At 42.4% G+C, this 1,656-nt stretch carries 3 protein-coding genes; 2 read left to right on the top strand and 1 reads right to left on the bottom strand.

Features of this window, described 5'->3' with window-relative positions; all coding sequences use genetic code 11:
• Together B2X72_RS21025 and bioD are read left to right on the top strand one after the other, a co-directional pair.
• Positions 1-483 (top strand): hypothetical protein (locus tag B2X72_RS21025; protein WP_286851361.1); only part of this gene is annotated, 483 nt, incomplete at its 5' end.
• A 54-nt stretch (positions 484-537) separates the two neighbouring features.
• On the top strand, positions 538-1,170 hold the full coding sequence (gene bioD / locus B2X72_RS21030) for a dethiobiotin synthase (RefSeq protein ID WP_153846823.1): 633 nt from the start codon (positions 538-540) through the stop codon (positions 1,168-1,170).
• A gap of 94 nt (positions 1,171-1,264) precedes the next feature.
• Here bioD and B2X72_RS21035 read toward each other — a convergent pair.
• Positions 1,265-1,656, bottom strand: a 392-nt coding sequence (locus tag B2X72_RS21035; RefSeq protein WP_286851362.1) for a phospholipase domain-containing protein, incomplete at its 5' end; no start/stop codon positions are given.

The raw sequence follows: 1,656 nt of genomic DNA on the forward strand, positions 1-1,656 counted from the left end.
TCGCACACGTTCATCTGTGCTGATGCAGAAACTTATGCTTTTCCCAAAGACATCAATCTAATCGCGTCCTGTTCTACAATTCAGTGGTTCAACAATCCTCGCGCTTTCTTTGAAAGCTGCTATGGATCCCTTCCGGATTCCGGTATCCTTGCCTTCAGTACTTTTGGACATGACAATATGCACGAGATCAATGCAACGGCACATGTTGGACTAACATATCGATCTAAATCGGAACTTATCGCAGAACTTTTAGCGTTGAATTATAAGATCCTCGTTGCACAAGAAGAACATTTAAAACTACACTTTGAAAGCCCACTACAAGTTCTTGTTCACCTGAAACAAACGGGGGTAACGGGAATAAAAAATCACCGGTGGACAAAAGGCAAACTTCGGGCTTTCTGTGATAAATATACATCTCACTATGGGACAGAAGAGGGCGTATCCCTAACCTACCATCCCATCTATATTATTGCAAAAAAATAACAGCTGAGCACTCGAATTACAAACAATCGAACAACCTACAAAAGAAATACAGCAATGAATGAAAATATCTATTTTGTTTCCGGCATAGATACCGGGATCGGAAAAAGTTATGCTACTGGCCTCCTCGCGAAACAATGGAATACAAGCGGTATACGCACCATTACCCAAAAGCTTGTACAAACTGGAAATACAACTATTTCTGAAGACATCGTCCTCCATCGCCAACTCATGGAAATCCCATTAACAGCAGAAGATCATCAGAAAATTACGATGCCGGAGATTTTCACCTACCCCGCCTCCCCTCATCTAGCAGCACGCCTGGATAATCGTGAAATTGACTTTAAAAAGATCAGACAGGCTAGCTTAACATTAAGCCAACGCTACGACGCTGTTCTTATTGAGGGTGCAGGTGGGTTGATGGTTCCATTAAGAGAAGATTATCTGATTATCGATTACATCCAAGAAATGCAGTATCCGCTTATTTTTGTCACCTCTGGAAAATTAGGGAGTATCAACCATACCTTACTAAGTCTGGAAGCGATCACCAAGCGCAAGATCAATCTACATACCTTGGTTTACAATACATTCCCCGTTCATAAAGACCGCACCATAAGTACTGATACGGAGTTGTATCTTCGTCGTTATATAGAAACTAACTATCCGGAGACCTTATTTGTTCGCGTGTAAATAAGGTCAAGCGGATACTATTGATAGATATATAGCAACAGCAGGGAACCCATTCAATAAGAATTGACCGCCATCCCTGCTGAAACAGTACAGATTATGCTAATAATGGATCAGTTGTACACTCAACACCTGTTTCCAATCGCCCTGCGAGCTGAATGACGAAACTGCTGTCTCCCTTGATTCGTACAGCAATATCATACCAATTTCCTTGACTTTCAACATCCAGGATCAATGGAACTTCTTCGGCGGGAGCTATTTCTTTCGTTGTGGCATATTTTCCATAGCTAAGGCTCTCGACAACTACGGTTACCCGCTGGTCACCCTTGTTCTTAAGTCTCAACTGCAGTTTCCCTGTCGCTGCCTGAGTTAGCGCTTTCAGTTCCGGAGAAACGGTAGCCTCTAGTGCTGCTGTTCCTTTTTGTCCAGAAAATTTTCGATAAAAACCATTTGGACCGTGCAATTCAAACGCATAGCGATCTCCTTCAA

The sequence above is a fragment of the Sphingobacterium sp. UBA7253 genome, from assembly GCF_002472745.1.
In the GTDB taxonomy this organism is placed as follows: Bacteria; Bacteroidota; Bacteroidia; order Sphingobacteriales; family Sphingobacteriaceae; genus Sphingobacterium; species Sphingobacterium siyangense.

Coding starts and splice junctions, on each gene's coding strand:
- bioD (WP_153846823.1), top strand. CDS start 538: ATGAATGAAAATATCTATTTTGTTTCCGGCATAGATACCGGGATCGGA.